Below are 15,751 nucleotides of genomic sequence, written 5' to 3' on the forward strand. Positions count from 1 at the left end.
CCGTCAGATCAGACTGCGCTCGATGGCCTCCTCGTCGCAGACGACACCGGCCGCGCGGGCATATTCGAGGCCGAGCGGGTGGGGCACCCGCGTGACGGGCGCCGCATCGGTGAACGCCCCGAGGAACACCCGCATGACGTGGGCGACGGCCTCGGGCGTCACCGAGCGCAGATCGTCGGCGTAGTAGCGACCGGCATTGGCCGTGCTGGTGACGATCTCGTAGGCGGGGAAATACACCGCGCGTGGCTCGGCCTCGACCACCTCCTCGGCCGCCACCCGCAGGGCCGCCTTACTGTAGGCGTTGGACACCAGGACGTGCCGATCCGCGTAGGACGCGATGAGCGGCACCGGCGACACCGTGAGGATCACGCGCGCCTTCGCGTTCACGGAGAACAGTCGGTCGAGGAAAGCGAGCAGGTCGTCGCGCACGCCTCCGGCGCGCGCGTTGACGAAGGCGTAGCGTTCCGGATCGAAGCCGTCGCCGATCACCCCCGGCGCCACGGGCAGGGCAGCCCCATCGGCGCGGTGCTCCCAGCCCTCCGTGAGCCCGAGGGTGAACACGAACACGTCGAGCTCTTCGAACATCTTTCGGACCGCCGCGAGGTGGGTTTCACGCGACGCGAGCAAGGCGGCCTCGTCCGAGAATCCCTCGGGCTCGATGGCCGGACGGAACGGATCGACGAGGCGACCGTCCGGCCGGGTCCAGACCGCGAGGTCCGGCACGTAGGTGCCGTAGGCCCGGTCGAACAGCTGGAGCAGTTGGCGCGCGGTGTAGACGTTGCCGTAGCGGGCGCAATAGGTGCCGTACTGGCGCGCCTCCGCCGCCCCCGGTGACAGGCCGGCGGGCGCCGCCTCGGCGAGGTAGCGGCCGAACCCGGCCTCCGTCAGGGCGCGCGCGACGTGCTGGGCGAAGCAGCTCCCGGCGGTGGCAACGCGCACGCCCGGCGGAATGAGAAAGGCGCCGCTCGGCCCCGGCGCCAGGGCGAACGGGGGCACGCCCGCCACGACCTTGCGCCAGAATCGCTCGGCCGGTAGATCGGCGTAAGGGTTCATCACCACGGCGGCACCTCTCATCCGATCGCTCACAGGCTGGCCGCACCGGGCCTTCGCACGGGTCGAAACCCTCGCGCGATCCGTCTCATCACCGGGTTCTTGGTCGCCATCCTGGGCGGGACCGTGGCGCCGGTCGTCTGCCGAGGCGGACCCGAAGCGCAACGGCCCCCGCATTGCTGTGCTGGGCAATTGTCAGGCCGACGGCATCGCGCGCGCCCTCGCCCTGCTTCTGCCCGACGCCCGGGTCACCCTGGTGCCCCTGGCGACCCTGCGCCGCGACCACGCCACCCTGGCGCGCCTGCATCACCACCTCGCCCCGTTCGACCACGTCTTCTCCCAGTTCTTCCCCCAAGGCTTCATCGCGGGCGGCAACGTCCACGCCCTGGCGCGGAACGACGGGCGGGTGCGCCTGTACCCGACGATCCTGTTTCCCGCCTTCCACCCCGACATGGTCCATGTCGGCGATGTCAGTGCGCTCTCGGCCGCCCGCCTCGTGCACTCGCCCATGGGACCGTATCATTCGGCCATCGGGCTCTGCGCTTATCTCGAGGGCCGCACGGTGGACGAGACCCTCGCCCTGTTCCGGGACGACGTGTTCGCGCGCCTCGGCTACTACGACGCCTGGATCGACGCGAGCGCCTACCTCCTCGGCAGCGCCCGCGACATCGATTTCCCCCTCGACGCGGAGTTGGCGCGCTGGGCGCGCCGAGGCTGCTTCATGCACGTCCTCAATCACCCGAAATTCTTCGTGCTCGCCGACCTCGCCCGACGCCTCGCGCGGGAAGCCGGCCTGGCGCCGCTGGACCTGGCTGCGGAGGACTACCTCGCCGACGATCTCGTGGCGGATGCCGTCTGGCCGCTCTACCCTGAGATCGCGCAGCGATATGGGCTGGCCGGGACCGTCCATTTCAAGCCGAAGGAGCGGGACGGCGCGGCGCCCGTCCTCCTCGACCGCGACGCCTACATCGCCGGCAGTTTCACGGCCTACGCCCGGTATCCGGTGGAGTCCCTCGCCTGTCCGCGCGTGGCGGCCTGGCGTGGGGACCCGGCGGTGCGGGCGATGTTCTCCTGAGATCGGTCAGCCGGTGGCGTGCGAACCCTTCGCGACGGCGATGCCGCGGGCGAGTTCGGCGATGGGCTGCATTCGGAACGGCTTGGCGACGAACAGGCTGTCGCTGACGGCCCGCCCCCGGGGATGCGTGCCGCTGGAAGCGTAGACCACGGGCCGGCCGGGATGCAGGGCCCGGAACGCGTCGGCGACACTCCAACCGTCGACGAGGCCGGGCAGGTTGATGTCCGTGAACAACCAGTCGATGGCGCCCCCCGCCTCGCGAATGGTCGTGAGGGCCGCCTCGCCGCTGGAGGCGGCGGTCACGGACGATCCGCCCTGCTCGCAGACGCGGGTGAGCATGTCGAGGAGCAGGTAGTTATCCTCGACGATCAGAACCCGGCAGCGGGAATCCATCACATCTCCCAACACTTTGCACGGACGCGTGTATCCTGTAATGGTTAAGCCTGCATCAACGTCAGCGACGGTTCGCTCGTGCCGATATTCGCGCCATCCCTCCATGAGATCCCGACCCTCGCCGACCCGTTCGACACAGATGTCGTCTCGCGATGCGCCGGTGGAGTGCCGGTCTACGATCCGGCGACTCTCGCCGAACTCGAAGGCGTGTTCGGGCACGCGCGGCTGATGGACCTTCTGGCTCACCTCAAGCTCGAGATCTCGCAGCGGCTCGGCTGGCCCGAAACCGAGCGTCTGGCCCTACGGCACGATGCTCACACCCTGTTGTCGGTCAGCGGGTCCCTCGGCTTCTTCGATCTGTCACGGCGCTGCCTGGAGATGGAGCAGGCCTGCCTCCTCGGCGCCGATCTGGTGGCTCCCCTGAGCGCGGCCCGGGCAGCGGCCGAGGGGGCGATCGCGGCCATCTGCGACATGGAAGCCCTGGCGGCCTGACGGAGTACGCGCCGCAGAGAGTCGGACCGTTGCCTCGATGCGACAGGGTGGACCGGAAAGTCGGGTTCGGTCCCGCCGGTCCCCATGCCGCCATCTTGTCGGAGGAAGTTCGTCGCATCGAAGACACGGTGCGGGGGCACACGGCGCCTGCCACGAATCGGTGGTGGAAACGCACCGTCAAGGTTGACGGAACCTTCGCTTAACCTGACCGGCTTAGACAGACGAGCCTGAAGACGCCGTGCGAGCCACCCTTCGGGACGCACCGGCCGCAGGCACCGTCCGAGGAGAACAGGACCATGACCACGATCGCGCGCTCCCGCGTGTTCAGCCTCGCGGCGGCGCTCTGCGCCGCCCTCAGCGTCGCAGCCTGCAGCAACGACAAGGATCTCGCCGACGCCTCCGGCTTCGGCGCCGGCGCGGGCGGCGCCTACGGGGCCGGGGCGGGCACGCCCGGCAGCGCCCAGGACTTCGTGGTCAACATCGGCGACCGGGTGTTCTTCGAATCCGACTCGACGGATCTGACGTCCACGGCCACGGCGACCCTCGACAAGCAGGCGAGCTGGCTCCAGCGCTATCCGCGCTACACCTTCCTCATCGAGGGGCATGCCGACGAGCGCGGCACCCGCGAGTACAACTTCTCCCTCGGTGCCCGCCGCGCTCAGGCGGTGAACGACTACCTCGCTTCACGCGGCATTGCCTCCGGTCGCATCCGTACCGTCTCCTACGGCAAGGAACGGCCCGTGGCCGTGTGTAACGACATTTCGTGTTGGTCCCAGAACCGCCGCGCCGTCACAGTCCTCGACCGGGGCGCCGGCTCCTGATCCGCCGGCCGGGTCCGGCACGACGGCCGGGCCCACTGGGCGAGCCTGCCTTTTGCCGCGATGCGGGACACCTGTTATGGGGCGGAAGGCCGCTGCGGCGGCCTTCGCGGGATACTTCACCGGTGCCGATCGCCATGCTCCGTCGCCTCCTCCTGACAAGCTGTCTCACCCTCCTGGCCCTGTCTCCGGCGACCGCCCAGGACGGGTCCGATTTCGTCGTGCGGCTGAACCGGCTCGAGAATCAGTCGCGCCAGCAGGCGGGGCAGATCGAGACGCTCCAGTACGAGAATCGTCAGCTCAAGGAGCAGTTGCGCAAGTTCCAGGAGGATGTCGAGTTCCGCCTGCAGGAGGCCAAGGGCGGCCGCGGCGCGGCCTCCCCGAGCGGCGCGCCGCAGAAGCCGGCCAAGCGCAGTGACGCCTTCGATCCTGAGCAAAATCCCGGCCGGCCGGGCGCACCGATGCAGCTCGGCGCCACGACTCCGACCGCACCGGTGGCCGAGCCCCCCCGTGCCCGCACTGTGCCGCCGACGGTGGTCGAGGCCGACGACGAAGAGCCGGGCCTGTCGGCTCCCGGCTTCGGCGGCCCCGTCGATCTGACGCCGCCGTCGCGGGTACCGACCACTGGCGCCATCGCGCAGCCGGCCCGCCCCGGAATCGCGGCCACCGCCACGGGCGACGCCCGGGCCGACTACGAATCGGCCTACGCCTACATCCTCCAGCGCCAGTACGAGCAGGCCGAAATGGGCCTGCGCCAGTTCATTCAGTCCCATCCGCGCGACGGGCTCGTGCCGGCGGCGACCTACTGGCTCGGCGAGAGCTACCTTCAGCGCAATCGCAACCGGGAGGCGGCCGAGCAGTTCCTGAAGGTCTCCACCGACTACGCCCGTTCGCCCCAGGCGCCGGATGCGATGCTGAAGCTCGGCACCTCTCTGAACGCGCTGGGCGCCCGCGAGCAGGCCTGCGCGACGCTCGCCGAGCTCGAGCGCAAGTTCCCCGGCGCCGCTCCCTCCGTGCGCCAGGGCGTGACCCGCGAACAGAAACGCGCCCGCTGCGCGGCGTGACCGTAACGGCGTTCGACCCCGCCGCCATCGAGGCGGAACTCGCTCCCTTCGTCGCCCCTGCGATCCCGCATGGCGGCGTGCTCCTCGCCGTCTCGGGCGGCCCCGATTCGACGGCTCTGATGCGGGCCGCCCTCCGGGCCGGACCGACGGTCTCCCTCCACGTCGCCACCGTGGATCACGGGTTGCGAGCCGCCTCGGCCTCGGAGGCCGAGGGCGTCGCGGCGATGGCCCGGAACCTCGGCCTGCCGCACCGCACCCTCGTCTGGACCAGTCCGAAGCCCGCCAACGGCCTTCAGGCGGCGGCTCGTTCGGCCCGGTACGGGCTGCTGGGCGATCACGCGAACGATCTCGGGGTCGGGTGGGTGCTGACCGGGCACACCCGCGACGATCAGGCCGAAACCGTCCTCATGCGGCTCCTGGCCGGGAGCGGCCCGGCGGGTCTCGCCGGCATGCGGGCCGTACGCCTCCTCGTCGGCGTGGTCCGCCTCGGGCGGCCGTTCCTCCACCGACCGAAGGCCGACCTCGTCGCCTATTGCGCGGCGGATGGACTTGTCCCCGTCCAGGATGAGTCGAACGCCGATCCGCGCTTCGCCCGGGCTCGGCTGCGTCGCCTCCTGCCGGACCTCGCCCGCGAGGGCTTGAGCGACACGCGTCTGACGCGTCTCGCCGCACGCTGTGCCCGCGACGACGAAGCCCTGACGGAGACCGCGCGCACCGCGTATCTGGCGGCGCGCCGTCCGGCCGACGGTCCCAGCCTCGTCCGCCTCGACGCGTCGAGCCTGGCCGCCCTGCCGGACACCATCCTGATCCGTGTCCTCATCCAGGCCCTCGCAGAGGCCGGGGCGGGGCGGCCGCGCCTGGAGCGGATCGAATCCCTCGTGCTCGAAGCCCTGCGCCCCGCCCTCCGGGATCGGACGCCCCTGCGCCGGACCCTGGCGGGGATGCTGGTTTCCCTGACGCGGGGCAGGGGACTCACCCTCGCGGCCGCGCCCGCACGGACCGGTCGCGATGGGGCTGGGGACGGCCTTGCCGCAGGCGCGCGCGATTTACTTGGCAAGGGAGACGGGGCTGCCTACATTGGCCTGGAGTGTCCGGACTGATAACCGCCCATTCGCGCCGCGGGCCCGGATGCCCCCCCAGGGATTGATCGATGAACCCGAACTTCCGCAATTTCGCCTTGTGGGTCGTCATCTTCCTGCTCGTGCTCGCCCTTGTGACCCTGTTCCAGAATCCGGGACATCGCGGCGGCGGCGCCGAGATCGCCTACAGCCAACTCCTGAACGATGCCGATGCCGGTAAGATTCAGACGGTGGTGATCTCCGGGCAGGACGTGAGCGGCACCTATGTCGGCGGCGGCAACTTCTCGTCCTATGCGCCGAACGATCCCGGTCTTGTCTCCAAGCTCCAGAGCAAGGGCGTCCAGATCACCGCGCGTCCGCCCTCGGACAACACGCCGTGGTTCATCCAGCTCCTCGTCAGCTGGCTGCCGATCCTCGTGTTCATCGGCGCCTGGATTTTCCTCAGCCGGCAGATGCAGTCCGGTGCCGGGCGCGCCATGGGCTTCGGCAAGTCGAAGGCCAAGCTCCTCACCGAGGCTTCGGGCCGGGTGAGCTTCGATGACGTGGCCGGTGTCGAGGAAGCCAAGGAAGATCTTCAGGAGATCGTCGAGTTCCTGCGCGACCCGCAGAAGTTCCAGCGACTCGGCGGCCGCATTCCGCGCGGCGTGCTCCTCGTCGGCCCCCCCGGCACGGGTAAGACCCTCATCGCCCGGGCCGTGGCCGGTGAGGCCAACGTGCCGTTCTTCACCATTTCCGGTTCGGACTTCGTCGAGATGTTCGTCGGCGTCGGCGCCAGCCGCGTCCGTGACATGTTCGAGCAGGCGAAGAAGAACGCCCCCTGCATCATCTTCATCGACGAGATCGACGCGGTGGGTCGCCATCGCGGCGCCGGCCTGGGCGGCGGCAACGACGAGCGCGAGCAGACCCTCAACCAGCTCCTCGTCGAGATGGACGGGTTCGAAGCCAACGAGGGCGTGATCATCATCGCGGCCACCAACCGGCCCGACGTGCTCGATCCCGCCCTGCTGCGTCCGGGCCGGTTCGACCGCCAGATCATGGTGCCGAACCCCGATGTCGTCGGCCGCGAGCGCATCCTGCGCGTCCACGTCCGCAAGGTGCCCCTGGCGCCGGACGTCGACCTGAAGGTCATCGCGCGCGGCACCCCGGGCTTCTCGGGCGCCGATCTCATGAACCTGGTGAACGAATCCGCCCTGCTCGCCGCTCGTCGTGGAAAACGCATCGTCACGATGCACGAGTTCGAGGACGCCAAGGACAAGGTGATGATGGGCGCCGAGCGCCGCACCCTGGTCATGACCGAGGACGAGAAGCGGCTGACCGCCTACCACGAGGGCGGCCACGCCATCGTCGCCTTCAACGTGCCGGCCACCGATCCCGTCCACAAGGCGACGATCATCCCACGCGGCCGGGCCCTCGGCATGGTCATGCAGCTGCCCGAGCGCGACAAGCTGTCGATGTCCTTCGAGCAGATGACTTCGCGCCTGGCCATCATGATGGGCGGCCGCATCGCCGAGGAAATGACCTTCGGCGCCGACAAGGTGACCTCCGGCGCCCAGTCCGACATCGAGCAGGCGACCCGCCTCGCCCGCATGATGGTGACCCGCTGGGGCTTCAGCCCCGAGCTCGGTACCGTCGCCTACGGCGAGAACAACGACGAGGTGTTCCTCGGCATGTCCATGGGCCGTCAGCAGACGGTGTCGGAGGCCACCGCCCAGAAGATCGACGCCGAGGTCCGCCGTCTCGTGGAGACCGGCCTGCAGGAGGCGCGCCGCATCCTCGGCGAGCACAAGGACGACCTCGAAGCCCTGGCCCAGGGGCTCCTCGAGTACGAGACCCTGTCGGGGGACGAAATCCGCAATCTCATCGCCGGCAGGCCGCCGGTGCGGGATTCCGGTGACGGCCCGTCGAATACGGTGCGCGGCTCCTCGGTCCCGTCCGCCGGGCGCGGGCGACCGCGCGAGACCGATGGCGGCCTGGAGCCGCAACCGCAGGCCTGATCTTCCATCGGTACCCAGCCGACGATCCCGTGAGCCCGCCCCCCGGCGGGCTCACGTATATCCGGGGGCCGTCGACCGCATCGGACTTGTCCACCGCCGCGGATCGGGCCGTCATCTTTCTCGACCGGACCTTCGGGCTCAAGGCAGTAAGCTCTGCTCGACCGACGTTCAGGAGGGCGGCTTGGTGGGACGGACCGGGACCGCCCCATATCCGACAAGCGCCATCGCAGCCAACAAAAGACGGATCGCGAAAACCATGTCGCGCAAGTATTTCGGAACCGACGGCATCCGGGGCCGCGCCAACGGCGTCATCACGCCGGAACTCGCCCTGAAGGTCGGGCAGGCGGCCGGCATCATCTTCCAGCGCGGCGACCACCGCCACCGTGTGGTCATCGGCAAGGACACCCGCCTGTCCGGCTACATGATCGAGACCGCCCTGATTGCGGGCTTCACCTCCGTCGGCATGGACGTGCTCCAGCTCGGGCCGATGCCGACGCCGGCGGTGGCGATGCTGACCCGCTCCATGCGCGCCGATATCGGCGTGATGATCTCGGCCTCGCACAACCCGTTCGAGGACAACGGTATCAAGCTGTTCGGGCCCGATGGGTTCAAGCTCAGCGACGAGGTCGAGCGCGAGATCGAGGCCCTCATCGACGGCGAGCTTCACAAGCGCCTGTCCGGCTCGCGCGACCTCGGCCGGGCCAAGCGCATCGAGAGCGTGCATGCCCGCTACATCGAGTTCGCCAAGCGTTCGCTCCCGCGCAACGTCACCCTCGACGGCCTGCGCATCGTGGTCGATTGCGCCAACGGCGCGGCCTACCGCGTCGCGCCCGAGACCCTGTGGGAGCTCGGCGCCGAGGTGATCGCCATCGGCGTCGAGCCGGACGGCTTCAACATCAACCAGGATGTCGGTTCGACGGCACCGGCGGCCCTCGCCGCCAAGGTCCGCGAATTGCGCGCCGACATCGGCATCGCCCTCGACGGCGATGCCGACCGCGTCCTCATCGTCGACGAGAAGGGCCAGTCCGTCGACGGCGACCAACTCATGGCCGTCGTCGCCCGCTCGTGGCAGGAGGACGACCGCCTGACCCAGCCGGGGCTTGTGGCGACGATCATGTCCAACCTCGGCCTCGAGCGCTATCTCGGCGGCATCGGCTTGTCCCTGGCGCGCACGGCGGTGGGCGATCGCTACGTCCTCGAGCACATGCGCGAGCACGGCTACAACCTCGGCGGCGAGCAATCCGGCCACATCATCATGTCGGACTACGCCACCACCGGCGACGGCCTCGTCGCCGCCCTCCAGCTCCTCAGCGTGGTCAAGCGCTCGGACCGGCCCGTGAGCGAGGTCTGCCACTGCTTCGACCCGTTGCCGCAGATCCTGCGCAACGTTCGCTACCGCGCGGGCGAGCCCCTTCGGGCGGACGCCGTCGTCACCGCCATCGCCCAGGCCCGCGAGCGCCTCGGCAACACCGGACGCCTCGTGATCCGCGCATCGGGCACCGAACCGGTGATCCGCGTGATGGCCGAGGGCGACGACCGCACCCTGGTGTCGGATGTCGTCGACACGGTGGTGGACGCCGTGGCGAAGGCCGCCGCCTGATCGGCTACGGATCGTCTTCGGGGACCCGATGGTTTTCGGTGCCGCACGGGACGCCCTGTTTCCTCTGGCTCGGCGCTCTTCGATGACGTTGGCGTTCCCATCCCGACATGTCTGGACCGGGTCGCGGCGAGGGGGGTGCGACTGGGGCGCCTATTTTCCGTCTGCCGACTGATGACCCCGGTTCGGACCGGAGAAGACCCCGAGCGCGCAATCAGACAGTCTCAGCCGCCGGTCATCGGCGGGAAGAACGCGATTTCCGAGGCACCGGCCAGGGGCGCAGTCGATTTCGCGTGGATGCGGTCGATGGCCACCCGCACCACACCGTCGCCCTCGAACGCGTAGGCGTATTCCTCGCCCCGGCCGCGCAGCCACCGGAGGAGATCCGCGACGGTGTCGAGGCCGGCGGGCAGATCCACCACCTCCTCGGCCTTGCCGACGCGCTCGCGCACCCAGGCGAAATAGACGAGCTTCATGGCGAGCCTCTCAGCGTGGGTCGTCGATGACGTGCTTGATCCCCGCCCGCATGTAGTCCCACCCGGTGTAGAGCGTCAGGGCTGCGGCGATCCACAGCAGGTAGGTTCCGGTCTGGATCGTACCCGGCAGGATCGTTTCGCCGGCGGGACCCGCCACGAGGAAACCGATGGCGATGAGTTGCAGGGTGGTCTTCCACTTGGCGACACGGCTCACCGGCACGCCGACTTTCAGCTCGGCCAGATACTCCCGCAGGCCCGAGACCAGGATCTCCCGGCACAGGATCACGATGGCCGCCCACAGGGTCCAACCGTGGATGGTGGTGTCGGCGGCGAGCATGAGGAGGCAGGCGGCCACCAGCAGCTTGTCGGCGATGGGGTCGAGCATCCGCCCCAGGGCCGAGCTCTGGTCGTAGGTCCGCGCCACGTAGCCGTCGAGGTAGTCGGTGATGGCGGCCAGGATGTAGACGCCGAGGGCTGCGAAGCGGGCGGTGTTCTCCACCGGCCAGTACAGCAGGGCGACGACGACGGGCACCGCCACGAGCCGCCCGTAGGTCAGACAGTTCGCGAGCGTCCAGGCCGGTGAACGGCGACGGGTTGGGGTCGGCTCCATCGGCGCGGTGAAACCATGGGGTGGGGTGGGGGTCAACCGCTATGCCTCTCTCATGAGGGGACGGCCCGCTCAGGCCTGGATGTATCAGGATTGGGCGTGGAAGAAGTCGTAAACGGCGCGCGCCGTGGCCGCGTTGACGCCGGGCGTCTTCGCCAAATCCTCGAAAGCCGCCCGCTGGATCGCCTTCACGGTGCCGAAATGGTGCAGGAGCGCGCGCTTGCGCATCGGACCGATGCCGGCGATCTCGTCGAGGGGGTTCTTGATCATTTCGCGCTTGCGCTTGGCCCGGTGGGTGCCGATGGCGAAGCGGTGGGCCTCGTCGCGCAGGCGCTGGACGAAGTACAGGGTCGGGTCGCGCGGCGGCAGCTTGAACGGCGGGCGCCCCGGCACGAAGAAGGTCTCGCGCCCGGCATCGCGGTCGCGCCCCTTGGCGATGCCGACGAGGGCGACGTCGGTGACGCCCATCTCTTCCAGGGCCGTGCGCGCGGCGTCCAGCTGCCCCTTGCCGCCGTCGATGAGAACGAGGTCGGGCCAGACCGGCATGGTCTCGGAATCGACCTCGGGCATGGCAACCTCGGCCGGCTCCGCATCGGCGATGGCCGCCTGGATGGGATTGCGCGGATTCTCCTTCACCAGCCGCTTGAACCGGCGCTGCAGCACCTCGCGCATCATCCCATAATCGTCGCCCGGGGTCAGCTCTTCGGACTTGATGTTGAAGGTGCGGTAATGGGTCTTGGCGAAGCCCGTCGGCCCGGCGACGATCATGCCGCCGACCGCGTTCGTGCCCATGATGTGCGAGTTGTCGTAGACCTCGATCCGGCGCGGCGCCGCCGCCAGCCCGAACGACTGCCCGAGGGCCACCAGCAGCTTGCCCTGCGAGGCGGTGTCGGCGAGGCGCCGGCCCAAAGCCTCCTTGGCGTTGCGCTGGGCGTACTCGACGAGGTTCTTGCGCTCGCCGCGCTGGGGCAGGTGGATGTCGACCCGGTAGTCAGTGCGGCTCGACAGGGCGGCGGCGAGGAGCTCGGCGTCCTCGATGACGTGGGACACGAGGACGAGGCGCGGGGCCGGCTTGTCGTCGTAGAACTGGCCCATGAACGAGGCCAGAACCTCGTCGGCCGTCATGCTGCGGTCGGCCTTCGGAAAGTAGGCGCGGTTGCCCCAGTTCTGGAAGTTGCGGAAGAAGAACACCTCGATGCAGAACTGCCCGGCCTGCTCGTCGAGGGCGAACACGTCGGCCTCCTCGACGCCTTGCGTGTTGACCCCTTGCGTCCCCTGGATCGCCGACAGCGCGGAGATCCGGTCGCGAAACCGCGCCGCGCGCTCGAACTCCATCAGTTCGGAGGCCGCCTGCATCTCCTCGCGCATGCGGTCCTTCACGGCGTTGGACTTGCCGGCGAGGAACGCCTTCGCGTTGTCGGCCAGCGCCTGATACTCCGGCAGGGCGATCTCGCCCGTGCACGGGCCGGCGCAGCGCTTGATCTGATAGAGCAGGCACGGCCGGGTGCGGTTCTCGTAGTAGCTGTCCGTGCAGGTCCGCAGCAGGAATGCGCGCTGGAGGGCGTTGACCGTGCGGTTGACCGCCCAGACGTTGGCGAACGGCCCGTAATAGCTGCCCTTGCGCCGGCGGGCGCCGCGATGCTTGACGATCTGCGGCGCCTCGGAATCGGCCGTGACCAGGATGTAGGGGAACGACTTGTCGTCCCGCATCAGCACGTTGAAGCGCGGCTTCAACTGCTTGATGAGGTTGGCCTCGAGCAGCAGGGCCTCGGTCTCGGTGGCGGTGGTGACGAACTCCATCGCCGCCGTCTGCGAGATCATCCGGGCGATCCGGTTGGAATGCGCCTGGCCGCGGGCGTAGGAGCCGACGCGGGCCTTCAGGTTCTTCGCCTTGCCGACGTAGAGCACGTCGCCCTTGGCATCGAACATCCGGTAGACGCCCGGCCCCGACGGCAGGGTGGACCAGAACCGGCGGATGATCTCCGTCCCGGCCTTCACCGCGCCCTCCTCGAAATCGAAATCGATTTCGGGGGATTCGTCGGTCTGTGAGAGTTCAGCGGCTTCGTCCGCCTCGTCCCCCTCGTCGAGATCCTCCGGCGGCACGTCCGAGAGGCTCCTGTGTTTCGCGGTCTCGCGGTTGTTCTCGCGGCTCATGGGGCTGATCTAAGCCGCCCGGATTCGCGAGGGAAGGGGCGATCAGTCGAACAGGGCGTCGATGTCGCCCTGATCGACGTGGCCGTCGTCGCCGGCGAGCCTCGGCCCGTTGAGGAGCGAGCTCTCGTCCTCGATGTCGATCTTGCCGCCGTTGACGCCGAGAAGCTCGCTGAACGTGTCGAGGCCGCCCCAGGCGTCGATCATCCGGTCGAGGTGCTCCTCGATGAATTTCAACACGCCGACGATCTTGTTGATGCGCTGCCCGGTGAGATCCTGGAAATTGCAGGCCTCGAAGGCGATGACCACGCGCTCGAGGATGGCGTCGATGTTCTCGCGGCCCGCCATGGTGGTGGTCATGGCGCGCAGCATGCTGGCGTTGGTTTCGATCTCCTCGATGGCGCCCAGGATGGTGCTCGTGGCCTGCTCGGTGGAGTCGACAACGGCGTCGAGTTCCCCGGCCACCCGGCGCATGCCCTTGCCGGTGTTCTCCGAGCGGTAGAGGGTGGCGATCTCCTGCTTGGTGCGGGTGATCGCATCCTTCATGATGTCGAGCTCGGAGCGCATGGCGAAGGCTTCGCTCAGCTCGCGCCGGCAAGCCTCCACGGTCTCCACGGTGCTGGTCTGAGTGACGCGCCGCAGGTCCTGGATCGCCGACAGGATTTCTTCGAGGCGGGCGTTGTTCAGGGTCACGGCCTCGGAGGACACGGCCGCCTCCGGAACCGGTACGCTCGCGGCGATGCCGAGGCTGTCTTCGATGCGGTAACGTTTCGTGGTCATCGGTGAGATCAAGCCCGCCAGAGGTCAGCGCTGGGACCATCGGCCAAACTGGTTGCCATTTCTTGAATGGCGCAACGATCGGGCAACCTTTACCGCGCGTTCACGCTGAATCCTCGTAGCCTCCGTCTCACCCCGTTTTCGTGAAGGATTCACCACGTTCCTTCACCGGACACGGACCCTCCGCCCACGATCCTCGACCGGACGAGACCCCAACGGGTCGCAGGTGTCGGCAGGAGGGATCATGCGGTTCGAATGGTGGGTGGCCGTATCCGGCCTAGCGATGGTGCTGGGCGGCGGGGCCGCACAGGCGCAGGCGGGTCCGGGCCGCTACGGCGGCGGGCTCATCGAGTTCCTGATGAGCGAGGCTCCCCCGTCGGGTCCGGTGCGGACGACTGGCCGGCCCGAGGGCGCCATCCCGCGCCGCCTCTCGTCGGGTGATCGCGTCCCCGAGGTGATGCCGCAGGCCCCCGCCGATGTCGCGCCCACACGCATGCGCCTCGCAGCCCTGCCGCAGGCGGACGAGCGCGACCCGATCGCAGCCCAGGCGAGGCCAGGGGCGGAGACCATCGCCCGCACGCCCGACCCACGCTTCGCGCGCCAGGTCGTGTACTACGACGGCGGCCGGCAGCCGGGCACCATCGTGGTCGATACGCCGACGAAGTTTCTCTACCTCGTCCAGCCCGGCGGCAAGGCGATCCGTTACGGCATCGGCGTCGGGCGGCCGGGCTTCGCCTGGTCGGGCCTGAAATCCATCAGCCAGAAGCGCGAATGGCCGGATTGGACCCCGCCGTCGGAGATGATCCGGCGACGTCCCGACCTGCCGCGCCACATGGCCGGCGGCCCCGGCAACCCGCTCGGAGCGCGCGCCCTCTATCTCGGCTCGTCGCTCTATCGCATCCACGGCACCAACGAGCCGCACACCATCGGCCAGTCGGTCTCGTCGGGCTGCATCCGAATGATGAACGAGGACGTCATCGACCTCTATGAACGTACCCCGGTGGGCACCCGCGTCGAGGTGCTCTGAAACGAGGAAGGACCGGTTCCCCGGGGCGCGGAGCCGGTCCTTCACATTCCCCTCCGACCCGGCCGCCAGAGGACGACCGGGTTTTGGAGATCACACCCAATCGTCGTCGCCGCCGCCGCCGAGGTCGCCGCCGAAATCATCGCCCGCGTCGCCGCCGAAGGATGCTTCCTGGAAGTCGTTGCCGCCGCCGAGCGCCGAGCCGAGGTCGGAATCGCCGCCTGCCGCCGCACCCGCTGCGGGCAGTCCCGCCGCAGCCGAGCTCCCGAGGGACGAATGACCGCCCGCGAACGCGTTTGACAGGGCGCTGCCCAGCAGCATGCCGCCTGCCGCGCCCGCCGCCATCGGCAGCGCGGTCGCCATGAAGCCGCCGCCACGCGCCGGTGCCTGCTGCTGACCACTCCAGGGCCCGCCCTGCTGGGGACCGCCATAGCCGGGCTGCTGGCCGTAACCGGGCTGCTGCTGACCGTATCCCGGCTGCGGCTGGCCCTGGTTGCCCCAGGCCTGACCCGCCGGACGCTGCGGCTCCTGACGCTGCGATCCGCCACCGAAGATGCTCGACAGGAAGCCCCCACCGCCCTGAGGCTGCTGCTGGCTCGCCTGTTTGGCCTGCTCGAGCTGCTGGTTCAGGCTCTTGATCGCCTCTTCCTGCACGTAGATGAGCTGCGCCATCGCGTAGGGCGCGTAGGGCTGGGCGCGCAGCTTCTCGGCAATGAAGCGCTCGGCTTCCAAATCGCGGGGCTGGCTCGCGGCCTGCTCCAGGCGCTGGAAAATGCCGCCGATGACGTCGCGTTCTTCGCTGTTCATGGAGTCGTCCTCCTGGGCAAGCCGGCGGCGTCGTCACCGCCCTGGCGGTTCACAGATGGGGGATGCCATCGGCTTTTGTCAGGGGCTCAACGCAAACTCCGCCGTTCCGGATGCAACGATTCGTCTCGGGCCATGGCCGGAACGCGAAAAAGCCCGGCCTTTCGGCCGGGCTCTTCGTTGGTTCGTGGAGCCGGTGGCGCCCGGTGAGGGGCGCCGGTCGGGTCCTAGTACGAGCCGAACTTGTAGTTCAGGCCGGCGCGGACGACGGCGAACTCGGTGTCGCGGACCTGACGGCCACCGCTGGCCAGGACGACGCCCGGGCTGTTGGTGAAGATGGTCGCGCCGGC

General features: G+C 69.2%; 15 protein-coding genes and 1 pseudogene. 8 read left to right on the plus strand and 8 right to left on the minus strand.

From position 1 onward, the window contains the following. Window positions 1–3: 3 nt before the first annotated feature. Complete coding sequence (locus FV218_RS02675) at window positions 4–1,053, minus strand: GSCFA domain-containing protein (RefSeq protein WP_147708615.1); 1,050 nt, start codon at window positions 1,051–1,053, stop codon at window positions 4–6. A 178-nt stretch (window positions 1,054–1,231) separates the two neighbouring features. Between FV218_RS02675 and FV218_RS02680 the strand changes: the two genes are divergently transcribed. Further along, a complete protein-coding gene (locus FV218_RS02680) occupies window positions 1,232–2,125 on the plus strand; it encodes a WcbI family polysaccharide biosynthesis putative acetyltransferase (RefSeq protein ID WP_246684960.1) in 894 nt (297 codons plus the stop codon). 6 nt (window positions 2,126–2,131) lie between these two features. Here FV218_RS02680 and FV218_RS02685 read toward each other — a convergent pair whose 3' ends face one another. Next, entirely contained in the window at window positions 2,132–2,518 is a 387-nt protein-coding gene (locus tag FV218_RS02685; RefSeq protein WP_147708600.1) for a response regulator, read from the minus strand. A gap of 78 nt (window positions 2,519–2,596) precedes the next feature. On the opposite strand from FV218_RS02685, the gene FV218_RS23070 reads away from it, so the two are divergent. The 6 genes from FV218_RS23070 to glmM all read left to right on the plus strand — a co-directional run bounded on the left by FV218_RS23070 (window position 2,597) and on the right by glmM (window position 9,565). After that, window positions 2,597–3,010, plus strand: coding sequence for an Hpt domain-containing protein (locus FV218_RS23070; protein WP_246684961.1), 414 nt, complete (start codon window positions 2,597–2,599; stop codon window positions 3,008–3,010). A 296-nt stretch (window positions 3,011–3,306) separates the two neighbouring features. After that, entirely contained in the window at window positions 3,307–3,831 is a 525-nt protein-coding gene (pal, locus tag FV218_RS02695) for a peptidoglycan-associated lipoprotein Pal (RefSeq protein ID WP_056085974.1), read from the plus strand. Between the two features lie 134 nt (window positions 3,832–3,965). Next, window positions 3,966–4,892 carry a tol-pal system protein YbgF gene (gene ybgF / locus FV218_RS02700; protein WP_147708601.1) on the plus strand — a complete coding sequence of 309 codons (927 nt, stop codon included), beginning with the start codon at window positions 3,966–3,968 and terminating at the stop codon, window positions 4,890–4,892. Continuing rightward, window positions 4,889–5,992: a tRNA lysidine(34) synthetase TilS gene (gene tilS, locus FV218_RS02705; RefSeq protein WP_246684962.1), complete on the plus strand. Its 1,104-nt coding sequence runs from the start codon at window positions 4,889–4,891 to the stop codon at window positions 5,990–5,992. The genes ybgF and tilS overlap by 4 nt, the downstream gene beginning before the upstream one ends. Before the next feature lie 50 nt (window positions 5,993–6,042). Continuing rightward, complete coding sequence (ftsH, locus tag FV218_RS02710; protein ID WP_056085972.1) at window positions 6,043–7,965, plus strand: ATP-dependent zinc metalloprotease FtsH; 1,923 nt, start codon at window positions 6,043–6,045, stop codon at window positions 7,963–7,965. Between the two features lie 256 nt (window positions 7,966–8,221). After that, complete coding sequence (glmM, locus tag FV218_RS02715; protein ID WP_147708602.1) at window positions 8,222–9,565, plus strand: phosphoglucosamine mutase; 1,344 nt, start codon at window positions 8,222–8,224, stop codon at window positions 9,563–9,565. Window positions 9,566–9,786: 221 nt separating this feature from the next. Here glmM and moaD read toward each other — a convergent pair whose 3' ends face one another. From moaD to FV218_RS02735, 4 genes are all read right to left on the minus strand, one after another. Next, window positions 9,787–10,038, minus strand: coding sequence for a molybdopterin converting factor subunit 1 (gene moaD, locus FV218_RS02720; protein ID WP_147708603.1), 252 nt, complete (start codon window positions 10,036–10,038; stop codon window positions 9,787–9,789). Window positions 10,039–10,048: 10 nt separating this feature from the next. Next, window positions 10,049–10,648, minus strand: a complete 600-nt coding sequence (gene pgsA / locus FV218_RS02725) for a CDP-diacylglycerol--glycerol-3-phosphate 3-phosphatidyltransferase (RefSeq protein ID WP_056085967.1) — start codon at window positions 10,646–10,648, stop codon at window positions 10,049–10,051. 84 nt (window positions 10,649–10,732) lie between these two features. Then, window positions 10,733–12,799: an excinuclease ABC subunit UvrC gene (uvrC, locus tag FV218_RS02730; protein WP_147708604.1), complete on the minus strand. Its 2,067-nt coding sequence runs from the start codon at window positions 12,797–12,799 to the stop codon at window positions 10,733–10,735. 42 nt (window positions 12,800–12,841) lie between these two features. Beyond that, window positions 12,842–13,576 (minus strand): protein phosphatase CheZ, encoded by a 735-nt coding sequence (locus FV218_RS02735; RefSeq protein ID WP_147708605.1) that lies wholly within the window; start codon window positions 13,574–13,576, stop codon window positions 12,842–12,844. A gap of 241 nt (window positions 13,577–13,817) precedes the next feature. Here FV218_RS02735 and FV218_RS02740 point away from each other — a divergent pair, with 241 nt between their 5' ends. Then, window positions 13,818–14,600: a L,D-transpeptidase gene (locus FV218_RS02740; RefSeq protein ID WP_147708606.1), complete on the plus strand. Its 783-nt coding sequence runs from the start codon at window positions 13,818–13,820 to the stop codon at window positions 14,598–14,600. A 90-nt stretch (window positions 14,601–14,690) separates the two neighbouring features. On the opposite strand, the gene FV218_RS02745 is transcribed toward FV218_RS02740, so the two are convergent. Together FV218_RS02745 and FV218_RS23075 are read right to left on the minus strand one after the other, a co-directional pair. Then, on the minus strand, window positions 14,691–15,404 hold the full coding sequence (locus FV218_RS02745; RefSeq protein WP_147708607.1) for a DUF2076 domain-containing protein: 714 nt from the start codon (window positions 15,402–15,404) through the stop codon (window positions 14,691–14,693). Window positions 15,405–15,628: 224 nt separating this feature from the next. Beyond that, a pseudogene (locus tag FV218_RS23075) lies at window positions 15,629–15,751 on the minus strand (porin family protein); the annotation flags it as partial.

The organism is Methylobacterium sp. WL69 (assembly GCF_008039485.1).
Lineage (GTDB): Bacteria > Pseudomonadota > Alphaproteobacteria > Rhizobiales > Beijerinckiaceae > Methylobacterium.

Coding starts and splice junctions, on each gene's coding strand:
- FV218_RS02675 (WP_147708615.1), bottom strand. CDS start 1,053: ATGAACCCTTACGCCGATCTACCGGCCGAGCGATTCTGGCGCAAGGTC.
- FV218_RS02685 (WP_147708600.1), bottom strand. CDS start 2,518: ATGGATTCCCGCTGCCGGGTTCTGATCGTCGAGGATAACTACCTGCTC.
- pal (WP_056085974.1), top strand. CDS start 3,307: ATGACCACGATCGCGCGCTCCCGCGTGTTCAGCCTCGCGGCGGCGCTC.
- ybgF (WP_147708601.1), top strand. CDS start 3,966: ATGCTCCGTCGCCTCCTCCTGACAAGCTGTCTCACCCTCCTGGCCCTG.
- ftsH (WP_056085972.1), top strand. CDS start 6,043: ATGAACCCGAACTTCCGCAATTTCGCCTTGTGGGTCGTCATCTTCCTG.
- glmM (WP_147708602.1), top strand. CDS start 8,222: ATGTCGCGCAAGTATTTCGGAACCGACGGCATCCGGGGCCGCGCCAAC.
- moaD (WP_147708603.1), bottom strand. CDS start 10,038: ATGAAGCTCGTCTATTTCGCCTGGGTGCGCGAGCGCGTCGGCAAGGCC.
- pgsA (WP_056085967.1), bottom strand. CDS start 10,648: ATGGAGCCGACCCCAACCCGTCGCCGTTCACCGGCCTGGACGCTCGCG.
- uvrC (WP_147708604.1), bottom strand. CDS start 12,799: ATGAGCCGCGAGAACAACCGCGAGACCGCGAAACACAGGAGCCTCTCG.
- FV218_RS02735 (WP_147708605.1), bottom strand. CDS start 13,576: ATGACCACGAAACGTTACCGCATCGAAGACAGCCTCGGCATCGCCGCG.
- FV218_RS02740 (WP_147708606.1), top strand. CDS start 13,818: ATGCGGTTCGAATGGTGGGTGGCCGTATCCGGCCTAGCGATGGTGCTG.
- FV218_RS02745 (WP_147708607.1), bottom strand. CDS start 15,404: ATGAACAGCGAAGAACGCGACGTCATCGGCGGCATTTTCCAGCGCCTG.